16 protein-coding genes are annotated in these 16582 nt (G+C 40.6%); 5 read left to right on the top strand and 11 right to left on the bottom strand.

The window, feature by feature from the left end; translation table 11 throughout:
• Positions 1-18: 18 nt before the first annotated feature.
• From PX700_RS18425 to leuS, 9 genes are read right to left on the bottom strand one after another with little or no spacing between them, the layout of a single operon-like run.
• On the bottom strand, positions 19-783 hold the full coding sequence (locus tag PX700_RS18425) for a septal ring lytic transglycosylase RlpA family protein (protein WP_415637669.1): 765 nt from the start codon (positions 781-783) through the stop codon (positions 19-21).
• Entirely contained in the window at positions 783-1889 is a 1107-nt protein-coding gene (gene rodA / locus PX700_RS18420; protein ID WP_479521522.1) for a rod shape-determining protein RodA, read from the bottom strand. Before rodA ends, PX700_RS18425 begins: the two co-directional genes overlap by 1 nt.
• A complete protein-coding gene (gene mrdA, locus PX700_RS18415; RefSeq protein ID WP_479521521.1) occupies positions 1886-3754 on the bottom strand; it encodes a penicillin-binding protein 2 in 1869 nt (622 codons plus the stop codon). Before mrdA ends, rodA begins: the two co-directional genes overlap by 4 nt.
• A gap of 9 nt (positions 3755-3763) precedes the next feature.
• Positions 3764-4234 (bottom strand): 23S rRNA (pseudouridine(1915)-N(3))-methyltransferase RlmH, encoded by a 471-nt coding sequence (gene rlmH / locus PX700_RS18410; protein WP_007585562.1) that lies wholly within the window; start codon positions 4232-4234, stop codon positions 3764-3766.
• 37 nt (positions 4235-4271) lie between these two features.
• Positions 4272-4589: a ribosome silencing factor gene (rsfS, locus tag PX700_RS18405; protein ID WP_165728920.1), complete on the bottom strand. Its 318-nt coding sequence runs from the start codon at positions 4587-4589 to the stop codon at positions 4272-4274.
• 55 nt (positions 4590-4644) lie between these two features.
• Positions 4645-5280: a nicotinate-nucleotide adenylyltransferase gene (nadD, locus tag PX700_RS18400; RefSeq protein WP_479521520.1), complete on the bottom strand. Its 636-nt coding sequence runs from the start codon at positions 5278-5280 to the stop codon at positions 4645-4647.
• A 21-nt stretch (positions 5281-5301) separates the two neighbouring features.
• Entirely contained in the window at positions 5302-6339 is a 1038-nt protein-coding gene (gene holA, locus PX700_RS18395) for a DNA polymerase III subunit delta (protein WP_479521519.1), read from the bottom strand.
• The gene (locus tag PX700_RS18390) at positions 6339-6830 is read right to left on the bottom strand and encodes an LPS-assembly lipoprotein LptE (protein ID WP_197159992.1); all 492 of its coding nucleotides are present in this window, start codon (positions 6828-6830) and stop codon (positions 6339-6341) included. Before PX700_RS18390 ends, holA begins: the two co-directional genes overlap by 1 nt.
• A 1-nt stretch (position 6831) precedes the next feature.
• The gene (gene leuS / locus PX700_RS18385) at positions 6832-9420 is read right to left on the bottom strand and encodes a leucine--tRNA ligase (protein ID WP_479521518.1); all 2589 of its coding nucleotides are present in this window, start codon (positions 9418-9420) and stop codon (positions 6832-6834) included.
• A 196-nt stretch (positions 9421-9616) separates the two neighbouring features.
• Here leuS and PX700_RS18380 point away from each other — a divergent pair, with 196 nt between their 5' ends.
• The 4 genes from PX700_RS18380 (at position 9617) to PX700_RS18365 (ending at position 13750) form a co-directional block, all read left to right on the top strand.
• Positions 9617-10075: a zinc ribbon-containing protein gene (locus tag PX700_RS18380; protein WP_007585575.1), complete on the top strand. Its 459-nt coding sequence runs from the start codon at positions 9617-9619 to the stop codon at positions 10073-10075.
• A 77-nt stretch (positions 10076-10152) separates the two neighbouring features.
• Positions 10153-12591 (top strand): Lon protease family protein, encoded by a 2439-nt coding sequence (locus tag PX700_RS18375; RefSeq protein WP_479521517.1) that lies wholly within the window; start codon positions 10153-10155, stop codon positions 12589-12591.
• Positions 12592-12593: 2 nt separating this feature from the next.
• Complete coding sequence (locus PX700_RS18370) at positions 12594-13070, top strand: FKBP-type peptidyl-prolyl cis-trans isomerase (RefSeq protein ID WP_479521536.1); 477 nt, start codon at positions 12594-12596, stop codon at positions 13068-13070.
• A 143-nt stretch (positions 13071-13213) separates the two neighbouring features.
• Positions 13214-13750, top strand: coding sequence for a hypothetical protein (locus tag PX700_RS18365; RefSeq protein WP_479521516.1), 537 nt, complete (start codon positions 13214-13216; stop codon positions 13748-13750).
• Between the two features lie 21 nt (positions 13751-13771).
• On the opposite strand, the gene PX700_RS18360 is transcribed toward PX700_RS18365, so the two are convergent.
• Positions 13772-14296, bottom strand: coding sequence for a CIA30 family protein (locus PX700_RS18360; protein WP_479521515.1), 525 nt, complete (start codon positions 14294-14296; stop codon positions 13772-13774).
• A 67-nt stretch (positions 14297-14363) separates the two neighbouring features.
• On the bottom strand, positions 14364-15179 hold the full coding sequence (locus PX700_RS18355; RefSeq protein ID WP_479521514.1) for a hypothetical protein: 816 nt from the start codon (positions 15177-15179) through the stop codon (positions 14364-14366).
• A gap of 180 nt (positions 15180-15359) precedes the next feature.
• Between PX700_RS18355 and PX700_RS18350 the strand changes: the two genes are divergently transcribed.
• Entirely contained in the window at positions 15360-16445 is a 1086-nt protein-coding gene (locus tag PX700_RS18350) for an alkene reductase (protein WP_479521513.1), read from the top strand.
• Positions 16446-16582: the final 137 nt, after the last annotated feature.

Below are 16582 nucleotides of genomic sequence, written 5' to 3'. Positions count from 1 at the left end.
TACGCCATTCTAAAGGTCTTACTGAGTGTAAAGCAAGAACGCGTTTTGAAATTGATTTTGTTTTAATTTTTTTAATACTTCGTCTGCATGAGGGGTGTCTTTTATTGGCCCTAAATGCAGTCTGTAAATGTCGTCTTTTTGAACGATATTTGTTGGTAATTTGTATTGATCTCGCAATGTACTGGCAAGTGCTTCAATATTGGCAAGTATACTACCTGCAGCTACTTGAATATAGGTTTGACGCGCAGTTGCGCCCGCAATCGTAACGGCCTCTAGCTTAACCTTTGCTGTACCATGGGTGTAGTAGCCAAGCTTATAAGCGGCTGCGTACGAAAGGTCAATCACTCTATCGTCATGAAACGGGCCACGGTCGTTTACGCGCACTATTACCGATTTACCATTTGCGGTATTGGTTACTTTAACAAAGCTAGGTAGCGGCAGCGTTTTATGCGCTGCGGTCATGGCAAACATATCGTAGGTTTCACCGTTTGAGGTGTGATAACCATGAAATTTACGACCATACCAAGAGGCAATGCCTTCCTCAGAGTAACCTGTTTCATCAAGCATCGGGGAATAGCTTTTACCAAGCACGGTATACGGGCGGCTTGCGCTGGCACTTTTAGTGGTTTCGGTTACTATCGCGTCTTGCATTTCAAGCGTAGTAGGGGCTCTAAGTGGAGCTGCATCGTGGCGCATGCTATAACGGCTACCAGAACCGCTACTACAAGCACTTAAAAGTAAAATTAATAATGTAGTAAATATAAGCTGATTAGTGTGTCGCATTATTTTAAAAGCATCCTTTTATCTGTCGCAATTGACATAATAATGCCAAATCCTGCCATGAGCGTCACCATCGATGTACCACCATAACTTATAAGTGGTAAAGGTACGCCAACAACAGGTAATAAACCAGATACCATACCTATGTTTACAAATACGTACACAAAAAAGGTCAGGGTGAGTGCGCCTGCGAGCAACTTACCAAATGCATCTTGTGCATTAACAGCAATGTATAAACCACGGCCAATAATAAACAAATACAGGCTTAGTAAAACACATACACCAAATAAACCAAACTCTTCGCTTAAAACCGAAAATATAAAGTCGGTGTGGCGCTCTGGCAAAAACTCTAATTGCGATTGTGTACCAAGCAGCCAGCCTTTACCTTCTATACCGCCTGAGCCAATAGCAATTTTAGATTGAATAATATGATAACCCGAACCAAGTGGATCGCTCTCAGGGTCTAAAAAAGTAAGTACACGTTGTTTTTGGTAATCGTGCATACCGTAGTGCCAAAATGGCCATGCGGCAAGCGCTACAATTGAGCTTAAAAAGCCGATTAAACGCCAACTTAATCCAGATAAAAACAATACAAATATACCTGAACTTGCAATAAGTATGGCAGTACCTAAATCGGGCTGTTCTTTAATTAATAATGTGGGAAGCATTACAATCATAAAACCAATAATTAAGTGCAATGGGCGGGGAGGTAGGTGATTACGCCCTATATACCAAGCAACCATCATAGGTACTGCTAATTTCATTAGTTCAGCAGGTTGAAACCGTGTAACGCCTAAATCGAGCCATCGCTGTGCACCTTTTGAGCTTACGCCAAACAAAAGCACACCTACTAGCATTAATAACCCAACACAATAAAGTGGGATTACTAAACGTTTTAATGTGGCAGGTGAAAACTGAGCTAAAACAATCATAGCAGCAATAGCCCCACCCATACGGGTCATATGCCTAATCATCATAGAAGACTCTTGCCCGCTCGCGCTGTACACAACTATTATGCTGCCTGCCATCATTATGAGTAATGCAATAAGCAGTGGCAGGTCTAGGTGCATACGCATCCAAATAGAGCGTTTATCGTGCAAAGCGGTCATGGTGTATCGTTCCTTGCAAGATTAACAGGATTGGCTGCAAAGTAGTAATCCATAAGTTGGCGAGCAATTTGAATACCGCCATGGTTGTTTTCTAATACAACAGAAACCACAATTTTTGGATCGTTATAAGGTGCAAAGCCTATGTAAATTGTATTATCGCGTTGGCGTTCTTTAAGAGATTTTGCATCGTAACGCTCACCTTGTGCAATACTAACTACTTGCGCGGTACCGGTTTTACCAGCCGAGTCGTAGTTAGTCCCTTTAAAAGCTTTATGCGCTGTGCCAGATATTTTTTGCACTGTATTATGCATTGCATCTAACGATACCTGCCAATGGCGCGGATCTTTTAAAATAATAGGGGGTTTTTCTTCGTTATTAATTTGCGTTACGTCATTATCTTTTTTAACCACTTGTACCAAATGGGGTGGGTGGTTAATACCACGATTAACCAATATGTTAGTCGCGTTTGCAATTTGAATCGGTGTAGCAGTCCAGTAACCCTGTCCAATACCTACTGAAATAGTATCGCCGCGCCACCAAGACTCTTTAAAGCGCCCTTCTTTCCATTCTTTTGAAGGTAGTATAGCAGTGGTTTCTTCATGAATATCAATACCCGATAAATCACCGTAACCAAAACGGGCCATAAAGTCGCTTATTTTAGTTATGCCTAATCGATAAGCCGCATCGTAAAAGTAAGTATCACAAGACTCTTCAATCGCTTTGTATACATCAACATGACCATGACCCCACCGTTTCCAGTCTCGCCATTTGTGTTCAACGTTTGGAATTTGAAAAAAGCCAGGATCCCACATCGATGTTGTTTCATTTACTATGTTTTCTTCAAGCGCTAACACAGCCATTAACGGTTTTACTGTCGAGGCCGGTGCGTAACGACCTTGCGTAGTACGGTTTATTAATGGGCGATCTTGATTCAAAAGCGCTTTATAGTTTTTGCTGCTAATGCCATGTACAAATAAATTAGGGTCGTAACTTGGGTTTGAATAAAGCGCAAGCACGCCACCATCTTTGGCGTCCATAACTACCACAGCGCCACGCATATCTTTAAGCCCATGCTGTGCAATTTGTTGTAAGCCAATGTCTAAGGTCAATACTAAATCGCTACCGGGTTGTGGCTGGGTCATGCTTAGGGTACGAATTACGCGGCCACGGTTATTAACTTCTACTCGTTGTGAACCCACCTTACCGTGCAATGTTTCTTCATAGTATTTTTCTAATCCAAGCTTACCAATATCATACGTAGCGCGGTAATTGGTTGCTCGGTCTTCTTGTTCTAATTGGTTTAGCTCTTTTCTATTAAGCTTTGCAACATATCCAAGCGCATGCGTTAGCGTATCGCCAAATGGGTAGTGGCGAGCAAGGCGAGCCTCAATACTAAAACCTGGGAATTTATGTTGATTAACCGAAAATTTCGCCACTTCAGTTTCGTCTAAGCGGGCTTTTAGTACTTGTGATTTAAAACGGCGGGTGTGTTTTATATCTTTTAAAAAGTCTTGTTTATCTTGCTCTGTAATCGCAATTATTTTACTTATTTGATCAAGCGATACGTCAAGGTCATCGACCTCTTCGGGGATGACTTCAAGGTTGTAAACCGGTTTGTTTTCAGCAAGTAGCACACCGTTACGGTCGTAAATTAAACCACGGTTGGGTGCAATAGGAATAACTTTAATGCGGTTGTCGTTAGAGCGGGTTTGGTAGTCTTGGTGATCTTCGACCTGAATAGTATAAAGATTAGAAAGTAATACAGCGACTAATCCTAATACAAAAACAAAACCCACGAATGCTCGCCTAGCAAATAAGTTTGCCTCTGCGGAGTGGTCACGAATAGTGGGTCTATGTTTTAGCATGGCAAGGGGTTACTCGCGATGATAAGGATGGTTGTTATTTAAACTCCAGCCTCGGTAAAGGCTCTCTGCAACAATTATACGCACCAAAGGGTGCGGCAATGTTAAATTAGATAACGACCATTTTTGCTCAGAAGCTGCAATGCACTCTGGAGCAAGTCCTTCAGGTCCGCCAATAAGTAAACTTACATCGCGGCCATCGAGTTGCCATTTTTCCATATTTTTAGCAAGTTGGTGAGTATCCAGCGCTTTCCCTGTTACCTCTAACGTTACAATACGATTGCCTTTTGGAATAGCCGCTAATGTTTTTTCACCTTCAATGTGTAAAATACGCTTTATATCTGCATTTTTACCACGTTTTCCGGCTTGAATTTCAATTAACTCAAGGGCCATATCTTTAGGGAAACGGCGCTGATATTCTGCAAATCCCGTTTCTACCCATGCTGGCATTTTGGTACCAACAGCAATCATTTGTATTTTCACGTATTACTTCCAAGCATTGTCTAAAATGAGTGAGCGTTTAGCCCCACAGTTTTTCTAGATCGTAATAGATACGTGCTTCGCTTTGCATCACGTGTACAACCACATCACCTAAATCAACCAGTGCCCATTCGCCGTCGCCTTCACCTTCATAACCTAGTGGTTCTGAATCTGCATGACGCGCTTCTTTTGCTAAGTGATCAGCAATTGACTGTACGTGACGTTTAGAAGTACCAGAACAAATTACCATGTAATCTGTGATATCTGATGTCTTAGTTACGTCAATATGAACGATGTCACGCGCTTTCATATCGTCAATTTTATCCATTGCAAAGGCGAGTAGTTGTTTTGAATCCAAGGTTTTGTCTCAATTTAAAAATTTAATGGCGCGCATTTTAACACGCTAGGAGTTTTTAAGCATCAATTTGATAGAGCTGATGCATTTGTATGTAATGACTCACTGCATCGGGCAATAGTTCATTCTTTTTATTACTTATTTTTAGCTGCTTACGAATTGTACTTGAGGCCGCATCGAGCATTTCGCCCGGTAAAAAATAAAGTTTACCGGCAAGTGACTGTTTAAGTGTTGCTACTTCGCTGGCATTTGCGTGTTGCATATAGCTTTTAAGCTCGCCATTAACAGTGCAATTTTGAGCAGGGCGTTGATACACCACAATATGACAAAGCTGCGTTATTGCCTTCCACTCAAACCACTTATCTAGGTTGTTAAACGAGTCCATACCAATTAAAAATAAAATAGGTGTAGTGGGGTGCTCTTTACGAAGTTCTTGCAAACTAAGTAGCGAATACGATGGACCGGTTCGATTAAGTTCTCTTAAATCGAGTTTAAAATGAGGATAAGGTGCAATGGCTGCGTTGAGCATATTAATTCGGTGCTGTGTACTAATACCCGGCGCAGCTTTATGTGCAGGGAGTGCACAGGGCATAAAGTAAAGCGTATCTAAATTAAACGCATTTACGCATTGCTGCGCCATATTTATATGGCCTAAATGAACTGGGTCAAAGGTACCACCAAAAATTGCGATCATTTAACACCCATTAGCTATTTATTAATTAGCCGTGTGGCACGGCATAGGAATGTTAAGCGGCTGGCAAAATTTAATGCAAATATGTGCAAGCGCTTGGTAAGGTGCTATTAACTTACCTTGCTTATAACTGGCATCAAACAACGCTACATCACTATTTATTTGCTCTAGTGTGTGCATGTTTAACCGGTTAATAGCATTTTGAACAGGGCCTTGTTGGTTTTTCCAAATAGCCTTTTGTTTAAATAAATTAGCAATAGGCTCGCCATTTAGTAAACCAAGTTGCACGCTTATTAGTGTATTAAGCTCTTTGGTGATCGCCCACAAAATGCTCACCACTTCGGTGTTGTCGCTCGCAAGTTTGTTTAATACTTTTATAGCTTGTTTAGCGTGACCATTTAATAGTGCATCACTTAAATCAAAAATATCAAACTTGGCTTGATTTAAAAGCCCTTGCATCACTAATTGCTGAGTAATTAAAGCATTGCCGTGCAGTAGTGAGAGTTTTTCAAGCTCCTGAAAACACGCTAATAAGTTACCTTCAGTAGCATTAATTAAGCTTATTTTGGCGTCGTTTTGTACATTGAGCGATAAACGTTGGCATTGATCGTCAAGCCATCGTTTTACATGAGTGCCTGTAAGCGGGTAACAAGGAACAAATACGCCTAGTTTATCAAGGGCTTTAAACCACGCACCACGTTGTACTTCTTGGCTGGCTTTAGCGCCTTTAACAATTAAAATAGTATCGGGATTAACCAGTTCAACCACTTTTTTAAAGGTGTTGCTGCCAATAACGCCTGGTTTTTGTTGGTTTAAATCAAGCTCAATAATAGTGCGCGCACTAAACAGCGACATGCTTTGATACTGAGCTATAATTTCTTGCCAATCGAACCCTTGCATTAAAGTAAACTTAATTACCTCATCAAACCCTTGTTGCTTAGCAACGTCACGAATTTGCTGTACGCATTGCGCTTCTTGAAAAGGCTCTTCACCAAATACTAAATAAAAAGGCTTTAGCCCTTTACTTAGTTCACTCGGTAGTTGATTAGCGTAACAGCGCATTATAGTTGCGACAGCTCTCTAACAATACGACGACTGGCTTGCTCACGAATCTCGCTAATGAGTAGCTCAAGCTCTTTTGCTTTTGCTAATGCATGATCCGGATCGTCTTGGTAATTACGGTACAGTTCAAAGCGTTTTTCTATCGCTTTTTCGCCTGGTCGTTTAACTACATACGATACGCCATAAGCGAGCTCGTATTCAGCAACCTGACCATTTTGAAATAACGAAAGAGTTTGGCGTTCGATAGTTTCTTTACGTAAATACAATTGAGCTTTATCTTTAGCTGACGATACTAGCTTTACATTACTCGCTTTAAGTTCTTTTTTAAGCTCAGTAAATAAAGTCGATTTTTCGTCATCGCCTACAAGTGTTAGCTGTTTTAAGTTATCAGGCAAGCTAGAGGCTTTTTTTAAATGAAAGCCACAGCTTGATAACAAAAAACAGACTAGCACTAAGGCTAGTCCATTTTTAATGGCGTTAAATGCAGCCATATTAGTTAGCTACCAAGTTAAGTAGTTTGCCTGGTACGTAAATAATTTTACGAATAGTTGAGCCATCTGTAAATTTAGTGACGTTAGATTCTGCAAACGCAAGGGCTTCTACTTGCTCTTGAGTTGCACCAGCGGCAACGGTTAACTTAGCGCGAAGTTTGCCATTTACTTGCACGATGATTAATTTTTCATCTTCTACAAGAGCCGACTCGTCAACTTTTGGCCACGCAGCATCTAAAATTTCACCTTCTTTACCAAGCTCTTTCCAAAGCTCATGCGATAAATGCGGAGTAATGGGTGCAAGCATAATAATTAATGCTTCAAGTGCTTCGTTGGCAATAGCAACATCTTGTTTGTCGCTCAGTGGTGCTTTTAATAACTTATTAGAAAGCTCCATAATAGCGGCAATAGCGGTGTTAAAGGTTTGACGACGTTCAACATCATCAGTCACTTTAGCGATTGCTTTGTGTAAGTCACGACGTAATACTTTTTGTGGGTTTGTTAGCGCTGATTTATCAAGTGCTTGGTAACCTACGGTTTTAACGTCTACCGCGTATTTCCATACACGTTTTAAGAAGCGATGCGCGCCTTCTACGCCCGAGTCTGACCATTCAAGCGTTTGCTCTGGTGGTGCTGTAAACATCATGAATAAACGCACTGTATCTGCACCATACTGGGCAATTACATGTTGTGGGTCTATACCGTTGTTTTTAGACTTAGACATTTTGCTCATGCCTGATGAAAATACCGGTTCACCATCTTCTTTGTGCCATGCTTTAGTTACGCGGCCTTTATCGTCAGTTTCGGTATTTACATCAGTTGGCGAAATCCAAATGTCGCCGCCTTTTTCATCTTTACGATAAAATGTTTCAGCAAGTACCATACCTTGACAAAGTAAGCGGTCAAACGGCTCGTCTGAGTTTACTAAACCAAAGTCACGTAATAATTTATGGAAAAAGCGCGAGTACAATAAGTGTAAAATTGCATGCTCAATACCACCAATGTATTGGTTTACTGGTAACCAGTAGTTAGCAGCCGCAGGATCTAGCATGCCTTCGTCGTAGCGTGGGCTACAGTAACGTGCGTAGTACCAAGACGATTCCATAAAGGTGTCAAACGTATCAGTTTCGTGAAACGCAGGTGCGCCATTTACTGTTGTTTTAGCCCACTCTGGGTCTGCTTTAAGCGGTGACGTTACACCGTTCATGACTACATCTTCTGGTAAGCGAACAGGTAGCATATCTTCTGTGGCAGCAAGTTCTTTACCATCTTCATCGCTAAGCATTGGAATTGGCGAACCCCAATAACGCTGACGGCTCACACCCCAGTCACGTAGACGGAAGTTTACTTTACGCTCACCAACGCCTAGTGCTTCTAATTTGTCGGCAATAGCTTTAAAACCTGCTTCAAAATCTAGACCGTTAAATTCACCCGAATTTACAAGTACGCCTTTATCAGTAAACGCTTCTTCTTTTAGGTTTACTTCAAGGTCTGAACCTTCAGCAGGTGCAATAACTTGTTTTATATCTAAGCCGTACGCTGTTGCAAACTCAAAGTCGCGTTGATCGTGTGCAGGTACTGCCATTACAGCGCCTGAGCCGTAATGCATTAATACAAAGTTAGCAACCCAAATTGGTACTTGCTCGCCCGTTAATGGGTGAGTGGCGTAAAAACCTGTTGCTATGCCTTTTTTCTCCATTGTTGCCATGTCTGCTTCGGCAACTTTGGTGTTTTTGCATTCTTCAACAAACATTGCAATAGCATCGCTATTTTTAGCGGCTTCTTGTGCAATAGGGTGGCCACCGGCAACAGCAACATATGTAACACCCATAAAGGTGTCTGGACGAGTTGTGTATACGCTAAATGTTTCGTCGTTATCGGTGCGTTTAAATTCAATATCACACCCTTCAGAGCGGCCAATCCAGTTACGCTGCATTGTTTTAACTTGCTCTGGCCAATCTTCTAACTTATCTAAATCGTCAAGTAGCTCTTGTGCGTAGTCGGTAATTTTAATAAACCACTGTGGAATTTCTTTTTGCTCAACTACAGCGCCTGAACGCCAACCGCGACCGTCAATAACTTGCTCGTTAGCGAGTACTGTTTGATCCACTGGATCCCAGTTAACTGTCGACATTTTTTTATACACTAGGCCTTTTTCGTAAAGCTTAGTGAAAAACCACTGCTCCCACTTGTAGTATTCTGGATGACACGTCGCAATTTCACGATCCCAGTCATAACCAAAACCTAATTGCTTAAGTTGGGTGCGCATGTAATCAATATTTTCGTATGTCCACTTAGCGGGTGCTGTTTTGTTTTTAATAGCAGCGTTTTCTGCAGGTAAACCAAACGCATCCCAACCCATAGGTTGCATTACGTTTTTGCCTTGCAGGCGCTGGAAACGAGAAACAACATCACCAATGGTGTAGTTACGCACATGACCCATATGCAGTCGACCACTCGGATAAGGGAACATAGAAAGGCAGTAATACTTTTCTTTGCTCTCATCTTCAGTGACTTTAAATACCTGGTTTTCTTCCCAGTAGCTTTGTACTTTTGACTCTATATCTTGCGGGTTATATTGCTCTTGCATCTATGGTTCCAGACTTCTTGCAAACTAATAAAAAATTGCCGTTAGGATACCCCAAATAAAACACTATTCACAGCGCCAAAAACATGCTTTTATTAAATTGTAACTTTCAGTGCGGGTTAACCTGCTTTTTTATAGTGTGGTTAGCTAAAGACATAAGTTACAGACTGATTTAACAGCAATTTTGAAGGAGTAAAAAATGACTGATTACAAAACATGGCTTAGCAGTTTTACCCATTGGATAAAAGATGTAAAAGAGCATGGTTTAAAAGATGTGGTTTCTGGGTTTGTTGAATCTGAGCAGGCGCTTAAAGATTTAAGTCAAGAAAGATATGAGCTCTACAAAAGCTATTTAAAGAATGATATTGAACATATAGTAGAGAACGAATCACACTATAATTCGCTTGCATGGCAAGAGCTTAAAGAGTCTCTTTGGTTTGAACTTTCGCACATAGAAGATAAAACCCAGCTTGAGTGGCAATCTTTAAGTCAAGATTTTAAGCACAATGGTGTGTATCACGCAGGCGAATGGATAGCCATGGGCACATTAGTATGTAAGAATTGCACCCATAGTTACGATGTTTATCACGCTACACAAATTACACCGTGTATTGAATGTGATGGAATCTATTTTAGTCGTAAGGCACTGCACCCTTAAATATAAGTATTAAGTGGCTGCGGGCCACTTAATACGCCCAAAGGCCAGCGAATATGCTGGTAAAAAAAGAAGTTAGAATGACGAAAAAATTGCTGCCACTATCTGTTTCAAAGCTCGCACCGAGTATATCTACTAATCACGTAAACACGTGCATGAGCAATCCATACCCAGAGCAACTTACGTTTATAGGCCAACAACGCGCCCAAAGTGCTTTAGATTTTTCATTAGGGATGGAACTGCCGGGTTACAACGTTTATGTAATGGGCGAGGCCGCTCACGGGCGTTTTACGCTTGTTAAAGATAAACTTAAGCAACACGCAAAAGACCGCTCAACGCCAAACGAATGGTTATACGTAAATAATTATGATGATCACAGAGAGCCCATTGCATTGTTTATGCAACCAGGGCAAAGCAAACAACTTAGTGACGACATAGATTCATTTTTAGATGAAGTGCTCGACACTTTTCCTGCTGCATTTGATAACCCAGCGTATCAGCGTAAGAAAAAATCAATCGACCGTGAATTTAACGACGCCTACGACAGTGCTATTACCGCAGTAGAAATTGCAGCATTTGAGCAAAGCGTTGCATTAGTAGAAGAAAAAAATTCAGTAGGGTTTGCACCACTTGTAGATGGTAAACAATTAAGCGACAGCGAATTTGGCGAACTTGAAGAAACGTTACGTGAAGAGTTTTTTGAAAAAATTGAAAAGCTAGAAGATGCATTAATAGAAGCGTTAATAGAGCTGCCACGTTGGAAACGCGAATCAAAAGAAAAACAACGCAACCTTAAAAAGTCGACAGCAGAGCAAGCCACTAAACCACTTTTAAAAGACTTAGAACATAAATACGCAACTCATATTGGCGTACTGCGTTATTTAAAAGATATTCGCATCGAAATTATAGACGCGGTACTTGAATGGCTAGATGACGAAGATGAAAGTGAAGAAAGCAAAGAAGACTTTGACCGCAAAGGCATGCTTACCGACTTTTTTGCACCTAACATTTTAGTTGAGTTTAAAGAAGACGACGCAGCGCCGGTTGTGTACGAGCCTAACCCAACGTTTGGCAATATATTTGGCAAAATTGAGTACTCAACATCGCAAGGCTCTTTAATTACTTGTTATCGCTCAATTCAGGCAGGTGCATTACACCGTGCTAATGGCGGCTATTTAATTATGTACGCTGAAAAAATCATGGCAAACCCACAAGTGTGGGATGGTTTAAAGCTCGCGTTAAAAACACACCAAATTAAAAACGATTTACCGTACCAAGACAGCACAGTAGGTACGAGCTTTACACTTCGCCCGCAGCTTATACCGCTTGATGTTAAAATTATTTTATTAGGTTCGCGCGAGTTGTACTACACCATAGGTGAATACGACGAAGAATTTGCAGAGCTATTTAGAGTATTAGCCGATTTTGATTACTACTTGCCAAGTAGCGATAAATTGCAATACCAGTTTATTACTAAAGTAACCGAGTATTGCGAGCAAACATTAAAGTGCACTGCAACGCAGGCTGCTATGGTGCGTTTACTTAAATTTAGTTACCGCCAAGCTGAGCATCAAAATAAATTATCAGCGCGTTTTGCTGATGTACTTGAGCTTATTGCAGAAGCGAGTTACTACGCAAAACAAGATAAATTAACCGTTATTGACGCGCACCATATTGACGAAGCCATTGAAGGTAAGCAATACCGTACCGGCCAAATTAGCGAAAATATGCTCAGTGACATAAAAGAAGGTCACACACTTATTGCAACCGACGGCCAAGCCATAGGTAAAGTAAATGGCTTAACGGTACTGCACATTGGCGATACCTCATTTGGTACTCCAGCGCGTATTACGGCAACGGTTTATGCGGGCGCCGATGGTGTAATAGATGTAGAGCGTGAAGCCGAACTTGGTAAAGCAATTCACTCAAAAGGCGTTATGCTACTTACCGGCTACCTTGGTAATAAATATGCGCAGCACTTTAGCTTAACGCTTAGCGCTAATATTGCTATTGAGCAAAGCTATGGCTACATAGATGGCGATAGCGCATCTTTAGCAGAGTTATGTGCGCTTATTTCGTCTATTACAAGCCTACCAATTAGTCAGTCTATTGCGCTTACAGGCTCTATAAACCAACACGGCGATGTACAAGCCATTGGTGGCGTAAACGAAAAAATAGAAGGCTTTTTTAAACTGTGTAAAATGCGTGGTTTAACAGGTTCGCAAGGCGTTATTATTCCTAAATCAAACCAAGTTAACTTAGTGCTTGATGACGAAATACTTAATGCGGTTGAAGCGGGTAAATTTAATATTTACGCAGTAGAAACCGTAGACCAAGCGCTTAACTTATTAATGGATATAGAAGCTGGCGATATTATTGATGACCAGTATCCAGAAAACTCAGTAAACGGTATTGCACTTGCTCGTCTTAAAGAAATTGCCGACATAGTTAATGGCGATGATGACGACGAAAAAGACGAAGAACTATATAGTGAAAAGCTAAACAACGAAAAAGGTTAATGATGATCAATATAATTTTGGCGGTGGTTATCGCCATTTTTTGTTTTTTAATATTTCAAAATAGTAAAAAAGCAAAACAACAAGCAGGTATAAATGCACAAATAGGGGCAGACTATTTAGCCGCTAACGCAAAAGTAGAGGGCGTGGTCGAAACCGCATCTGGCCTACAGTATAAAGTAATCCATAAAAGCGATAGTGAAAACACACCAACCCCAAAAAGTATGGTTAACGTGCATTACCATGGCACGCTAATCGACGGCACTGTGTTTGACAGCTCAGTAGAGCGTAAAACACCGATTAGCTTTGGTTTACACCAAGTTATTAAAGGTTGGACTGAAGGCTTACAACTGATGAGCCCAGGCGACAAATACACCTTTTATGTACCGCATCAATTAGCGTACGGCGAAAAACGTGTAGGGAGTATTCCTCCTGCTTCAGTACTTATTTTTGAAGTAGAGTTACTGGCTATTGAGTCGTAATTTTATTTGAAGTAATAAGCTGCTAAGGCCCTACTTTAATAAAGTGGGGCTTTTTGCTTCTAGCTAACAATAAAATTTACTTAAGGATTTTAATACGAGGTCGATACCTATAATAGTTGTAAAGCTATTTTAGGGACAAAATAATGAAGATTTCATCGACTCCCATTCCATACCAAGTACACAACCCAAATACTCAACCTTTAGCGCAATCAGATAAACTATCTGTTGAAAAAGCGAGTGAAGAAAAGAGCGAGGAAGAGAATGAAGAAGAGCCAAAATATGTGTTATCTAAGTTTCTAGATACCAAAGCGCAAGAATATAGTGAAGATAACGCTACGTTTAGCAATCAATATAAAAATCTAGAAAAAGTATACAAGCACTTTACTGGGCGAGTTATTGCGCTGCAAGAACAAATTAACAAGCTTAAACAAAGTCCCGTACAACGTAGTTTAACTATAAATACTTCTGCAAGTGAGTTAGATAAAAGTGATGCAAGTTTAACTTTAGATGCAGAGCATCTAGGTGCAAAACAATATAAAAACACGCAACAACAAGAGCAAATAGACATGCTAGAGCTGCAACTTGGAGAGTTGAAATCAGAGCAAGCAGCAATAAAACAACAAATGGTTGAGCTGGTTATTAGTGAAATGAAGAGGCGGGGCGACGACTATACTATTTAGCGCCACCAACATGCTGGTGGGCTAGCTTTTAAACTCAATTTTACCCACTTCAAGTTTAAACTTACCTTCTTGCTTGCCTGCAATCATAAAGCCTAGTTGTTTAATATCATCAAAATCAATAGTTGGTTGTTGCTCAAGCACGCGACCGCGATACGTTAAAGTAAAATCACTCGGAGCAAAGTTTATATCTACCCATTCATTTTTTACTGTTTTAAATGAGTGAGTGTACGCTGCACCATCAAGAGAATTAGTTGTTCTGAGCCTAAGCTGATAAGTTTGCCCGTCACCCTTAACACGCAGCGCTATGGCTTTAGTATTTTGGCTTTGTGTGTTTAGCTCTGTACGTATTGATGCAAAACCGCCGTTATTATCAAGCGAAACATTGCCTGTAAACAGCAAACTTTCTTGAGTTTGTGTGAATTGGCTATTAGATACACCGCCCATTACTGAGTCGTTAACAACGTACCAGCGCTGGTTTGCATTAGCCTGTGCACTTACAACTAATAAATTAAATACAAAAAGTGATGATAGTTGTTTGGTGGTCATGGCTTACTCCTAAGTAATTTAAGCTTATCAATACGGATAAACATATTATTTGCTCACTTATTTAAAGCTAATTATTTTTACGACTCCATTTTTTCATGATTTTTTCAAACATAATTTCTTTATCAGTTTTATCCTCAGGGCAGGGTTTACCGCTACTTTGAGGCATGCCATTACTACCAAATACAGTTGAAGTATCAATTAAATAGCATTTACCATTAAATTTTTCTAATCGTCGTGTGCCTGTTGTATTTTGGCTAATAACTTCTGATTTATCAGACTTTACTGGTGTTTTAATAGTGGGCTTATTGTTTATCTCATCATTTTCAGAGCTTTTATCTTCATCAAAGGAGACCATTTTTTTATTAGACATATTATTTACAGGAGAGCCAAATAGCGGCGCGTATGGATTTAGCTTTTTAAATGTTTGAGAAACTTTTGTTGTAGGCTCTGAAGGCGCGGCTAACTGGGGTTCAACAGGTTTTACAGGCTCTTTTTTAAGCTCTGTTTGTGCCTTTGGTAACGAGGTGGTTTTGGCTTGCGTTTTTTTAGTCTCCTTTACTTTGGCTTTTGTAGAATCTTTTTTTTTAGTCACCTTTACTTTGGCTTTTGTAGAATCTTTTTTTATAGGTGTAGTGTTAGAGGTCACCGCATTTGGTGCATCAGTTTTAGTATTTACAGGTTTTATATCAGGCGCATTAGTTGTTGTAACAACTGAGCTTGGCTTAGGTAGGCTTGCTAAATTAACCGTAACATAGGCCTGTATTATAGCGTTTTTCTCCTCCTTTGGCGGCGCAACTTTAATGGATTGCGAAAACAAAAAGTACAACACAATAGCGTGTATACAAAACGAGATAACCCACGGCCATGCATTCCTTTTATTCACACTTATTCCTCAACGTAATAGTGTTGTTATGAGTTAATAAAATGCATTTAGTTCACCTAAAGTTAATGTGTTTTACTTTGTGGCTTTATTGCAGATACAACAAAACTATTTTGCAGTTTTTGTTATTTTTGCAGGTGCTTGGTTACGTTATTATGAGCGCAATCAAACTTAGGAGGCATTATGACATTACTTTTTGAACCAATAGAACTTGCAGGTAAAACATTAAAAAACCGTATTGTTATGCCCCCAATGACTCGCTCGCGTTCATCACAGCCTGGCGATATAGCTAACGACTTAATGGCAACATATTACGCACAGCGCGCAAGTGCCGGGCTAATTGTAAGCGAAGGCACACAAATTAGTGAACTTGGCAAAGGCTACGCTTGGACTCCGGGTATTTATTCAAATGAGCAAGTTGTAGGTTGGAGTAAAGTAACAAGCGCAGTACATAGCGCTGGTGGCGTGATTTTTGCTCAGCTTTGGCATGTTGGCCGTGTAACTCATAGTGACAACACCGGTGGCGTGCAGCCTATTTCAGCCTCGGCCATTGCTGCAAAAGACGTAAAAGTATTTGTAGATACAAACGGCGCGCCGGGTTTTGTAGACACCCAACTACCACGCGAAATGAGCAAACAAGATATTACGCATGTCATAGGCGAATTTCGTCAAGCTGCTAAAAATGCTGTTAATGCAGGATTTGATGGCATAGAGCTTCATGCTGCAAATGGTTACCTCATTAACCAATTTTTAGACTCAGAATCAAATGCTCGCACCGATGAATATGGTGGCGGCGTGCAAAACCGTATACGCTTTTTAATTGAAGTCGTAAATGCTGTTAGCGACGAAATTGGTAGCAGCAAAGTAGGCGTAAGACTAGCCCCATTAACAACTCTTAATGGCACAGTAGACGAAAACCCTGAGGAAACTTATTTAGCGGTTTCTGAGGCATTAAATAAAGCCGGTGTAGGTTACATGCATATAGCCGAAGCCGATTGGGATGACGCACCTTTAATGAGTGTTGAGTTTAAACACGCTATTCGCAAAGGCTACAGCGGTGTATTAATTTACGCAGGCAAGTACACAAAAGAGCGCGCAGACAAAGCACTTAGCGAAGGCTGGGCCGACATGATTGGCTTTGGTCGCCCGTTTGTATCAAACCCAGACTTACCAGCACGCTTAAAGCAAGGTAAGCCTCTTAACAGCCACAACCCCGACACGTTGTTTGGTGGTGCAGAACAAGGCTATACCGATTATCCAACGGTATAATTACTAGTAAGTAATTAACATTGAGTAAAAACATAAAGGGCTGCATTTTATGCAGCCCTTTTTTGTGCACTGATTCTATTAGCTTTACCTTGAGCAAAAAATAAAAAACGCGTAAGTTAACCGGGTTACCTATTTTA

Source organism: Pseudoalteromonas sp. TP27, from assembly GCF_056470645.1.
The sequence above is the reverse complement of the archived record's forward strand: the minus strand, read 5'-3'. Positions and strand labels throughout refer to the sequence as shown.

Excerpts from the sequence above, each read along its gene's own strand:
- PX700_RS18425 (WP_415637669.1), bottom strand. The coding sequence starts at position 783 with ATGCGACACACTAATCAGCTTATATTTACTACATTATTAATTTTACTT.
- rodA (WP_479521522.1), bottom strand. The coding sequence starts at position 1,889 with ATGACCGCTTTGCACGATAAACGCTCTATTTGGATGCGTATGCACCTA.
- mrdA (WP_479521521.1), bottom strand. The coding sequence starts at position 3,754 with ATGCTAAAACATAGACCCACTATTCGTGACCACTCCGCAGAGGCAAAC.
- nadD (WP_479521520.1), bottom strand. The coding sequence starts at position 5,280 with ATGATCGCAATTTTTGGTGGTACCTTTGACCCAGTTCATTTAGGCCAT.
- holA (WP_479521519.1), bottom strand. The coding sequence starts at position 6,339 with ATGCGCTGTTACGCTAATCAACTACCGAGTGAACTAAGTAAAGGGCTA.
- PX700_RS18390 (WP_197159992.1), bottom strand. The coding sequence starts at position 6,830 with ATGGCTGCATTTAACGCCATTAAAAATGGACTAGCCTTAGTGCTAGTC.
- leuS (WP_479521518.1), bottom strand. The coding sequence starts at position 9,420 with ATGCAAGAGCAATATAACCCGCAAGATATAGAGTCAAAAGTACAAAGC.
- PX700_RS18380 (WP_007585575.1), top strand. The coding sequence starts at position 9,617 with ATGACTGATTACAAAACATGGCTTAGCAGTTTTACCCATTGGATAAAA.
- PX700_RS18375 (WP_479521517.1), top strand. The coding sequence starts at position 10,153 with ATGACGAAAAAATTGCTGCCACTATCTGTTTCAAAGCTCGCACCGAGT.
- PX700_RS18370 (WP_479521536.1), top strand. The coding sequence starts at position 12,594 with ATGATCAATATAATTTTGGCGGTGGTTATCGCCATTTTTTGTTTTTTA.
- PX700_RS18365 (WP_479521516.1), top strand. The coding sequence starts at position 13,214 with ATGAAGATTTCATCGACTCCCATTCCATACCAAGTACACAACCCAAAT.
- PX700_RS18360 (WP_479521515.1), bottom strand. The coding sequence starts at position 14,296 with ATGACCACCAAACAACTATCATCACTTTTTGTATTTAATTTATTAGTT.
- PX700_RS18350 (WP_479521513.1), top strand. The coding sequence starts at position 15,360 with ATGACATTACTTTTTGAACCAATAGAACTTGCAGGTAAAACATTAAAA.